Genomic DNA, 2,414 nt, shown 5'->3' on the forward strand with positions numbered 1-2,414 from the left:
TCCCAGACCCCCGACCCCACCCCCTCGCCCACTGRGCGCGTCGCGCGCCTGGAGAACGCGGGTCCCGGCACGCTCGCCGCCACCGCGGGCGACTCCTTCGCCGGGCGCCTCGTGGTGCGCGCGGAGGACAAGTCCGGCGCGGCCCTGGGCAAGGTCAAGGTGAAGTTCCGGGTCGTCGGCGACACGGACACCCGCTTCGAGGGCGGTGTCCGCAGCGTCACCGTCACCACGACCGCCGCGGGCAAGGCCACCGCGCCCGTGCTGAGGGCGGGGGAGAAGGCGGGCGAGTTCAGCGTGCGGGCCACGGTCGTGGGCCGTAGGACGCTGCCGGGCCTGGACTTCGCCGCCGAGGTCACCGCGCGCCGGGCCGACACCCTCATGCGCACCAGCGACAAGCCCCTGGTCTGCGAGGCGGGCAAGGAGTTCGCCGACCGGGTCGAGGTCAAGGCGACCTACAAGGGCAAGGCGGCCGGCGGGGTCGCGGCCACCGCGACGCTGGTCAAGTCGGCGGCGGACCTCTCCGTCAACGACAAGGGCCCCTACTTCAAGGACGCGGACGGCAAGCCGGTACGCGCCCTCAAGGGCCTGAGGACCGACCGCGACGGCCTCCTGAAGCTGCCGAAGCTCTACGCCGACGACGCGGCGGGCACGTACACGCTGCGCGTCCTCACCGAGGGCGGCGCCACGCTCACCGTGGAGCTGAAGGTGGCAGCGGCGACGACGACACCGCAGTCGCCGGAGCCCTCGGAGACACCGGAGCCCTCGGAGACACCGGAGGCCTCGGAGACGCCGGAGGCCTGATCCGGACCGGCCCAGGGCCGCGACAGAACCACGAAAGGACCGCCCCCGCGCCGGACCCGGCGCGGGGGCGGTCCTTTCGTGTGCGACGTGTTCTCATCTCACCGCCGCGTTGCTACGGTGCCCGGCCTGACGCCCTATCAGTTTCAGCCGGACGCCGACCAGGGAGGCCACCCATGCGCGCCCTCATCGCCGCCGCCATCGGCCTCGCGGCCGCGTTCGCCCTGGTCCTGACCGTCACGGCGATCGGCGCCCCGCCGGGCGAGACCTCACCGAAGCCACTGCTCACCACGGTGCCCGAGCACCCCTAGCCACCGCTTCGCACCCCGTAGACGCAGGGAGGGCCGCCGCGATGCGCCGCAAGGCCAGTCTCGTTCTGCTCGCCTTCGCCGTGTTCTGCACGGCCATGTCCCCGCTCATGCGCTGGTACGCCTTCCCGCGCCTGGCCAAGATCCCGCCGGGCCAGTACCAGGACGCCGTCCTGGAGGCGGAGAACCCGACCCTGATCGACTACGGCACGATGACGGCCAAGAAGATCGACAAGGTCACCATCGTGCAGACCCTCAAGGGGAACGTGGAGGCCTCCGAGAAGATCGAGAAGAGCGCCGACCGCGACGTCGTGGTCTGGGACGCCCTCAGCTACATCGAGGACGACAAGGGCAAAATGGTCTCCAAGGTCCCCGAGCGCTACATCTTCGACGCGCACAGCCAGGAGCCCGTGCACGCCACCGGGGAGTCCGTGGACGGGGACCCGGTCAAGCGCCAGGGCATCGAGTTCAAGTGGCCCTTCCTCACCGAGAAGCGGGACTACGAGTACTTCGACGCGCAGGCCAGGGTCACCAGGCCCATCCACTACAAGGGCACCCGCACCTTCCGGGGCGTCGAGGTCTACTACTTCGAGCAGATCATCCCCTGGACCAAGGTCCCCTTCCCCAAGACGATGCCGGTCAAGGGCATCACCCCGGAGTCGCTCGCCAGGACCGGTACGACGCGCTGGTACACCACCGTCCGCAGATTCTGGGTCGAGCCGGCCACCGGGGCGCCCGTCTACGGCGAGGAGATCCAGAAGAACGAACTGCGCGGCGGCACGCTCCTCGGCGGCCGTGACAAGGTCACGGTCTTCGCGGGCCACGTGAAGATGCGCGAGGACTACATCGAGAGCACCGTCGACCTGGTCACGTCCCAGCGCGTCCTGGTGCTCCTGCTGACCGCGTATCTGCCCTGGGGCTTCCTCGGCCTCGGCCTGCTCCTGCTCGCGCTCTCACTCTGGCTGGAGGCCCGGGGCCGCGGGCCGGGCGGTCCCGGGCCGACGGCCGCCAGCGACCCCGAGCCGGAACCGGCCAACGCCTGAGGCCCGGCGCCACAGCCCCCCCACTCCGTTCCCGGCGCCGCGGCTACGTCCCGGCGTCCCCGCGCGCCTGGCGGGCCTTGGTGTACCGGGTCGGCTCGGCGGTGGCGGGGTCCTCGGGCCACGGGTGCTTCGGATAGCGGCCGCGCAGCTCGGCGCGGACCGCGCGGTAGCCCTCGCGCCAGAACGAGGCGAGGTCGGCCGTGACGGCGGCCGGGCGGCCCGYGSKSGMGRKSARGYBCCMSKRGAYGKYCGSCSTCGCGGAGAC

General features: G+C 72.0%; 2 protein-coding genes and 2 pseudogenes. 3 read left to right on the forward strand and 1 reads right to left on the reverse strand.

Annotation, left to right across the window (positions count from 1 at the left end; genetic code table 11):
• From AB8Z36_RS34630 to AB8Z36_RS34640, 3 genes and pseudogenes are all read left to right on the forward strand, one after another.
• A pseudogene (locus AB8Z36_RS34630) lies at positions 1-801 on the forward strand (lytic transglycosylase); the annotation flags it as partial.
• Between the two features lie 173 nt (positions 802-974).
• Entirely contained in the window at positions 975-1,109 is a 135-nt protein-coding gene (locus AB8Z36_RS34635; protein WP_369217355.1) for an SPW_0924 family protein, read from the forward strand.
• A gap of 41 nt (positions 1,110-1,150) precedes the next feature.
• Complete coding sequence (locus AB8Z36_RS34640) at positions 1,151-2,149, forward strand: DUF3068 domain-containing protein (protein WP_369217356.1); 999 nt, start codon at positions 1,151-1,153, stop codon at positions 2,147-2,149.
• Positions 2,150-2,192: 43 nt separating this feature from the next.
• Here the strand turns inward: AB8Z36_RS34640 and AB8Z36_RS34645 are convergent.
• Positions 2,193-2,414, reverse strand: a pseudogene (locus tag AB8Z36_RS34645) (ATP-dependent helicase C-terminal domain-containing protein); the annotation flags it as partial.

This window comes from Streptomyces flavofungini (genome assembly GCF_041028215.1).
Classification (GTDB): domain Bacteria; phylum Actinomycetota; class Actinomycetes; order Streptomycetales; family Streptomycetaceae; genus Streptomyces; species Streptomyces flavofungini_B.

Bases quoted from the DNA above. Each gene is read 5' to 3' on its own strand.
- AB8Z36_RS34635 (WP_369217355.1), top strand. From the start codon at position 975: ATGCGCGCCCTCATCGCCGCCGCCATCGGCCTCGCGGCCGCGTTCGCC.
- AB8Z36_RS34640 (WP_369217356.1), top strand. From the start codon at position 1,151: ATGCGCCGCAAGGCCAGTCTCGTTCTGCTCGCCTTCGCCGTGTTCTGC.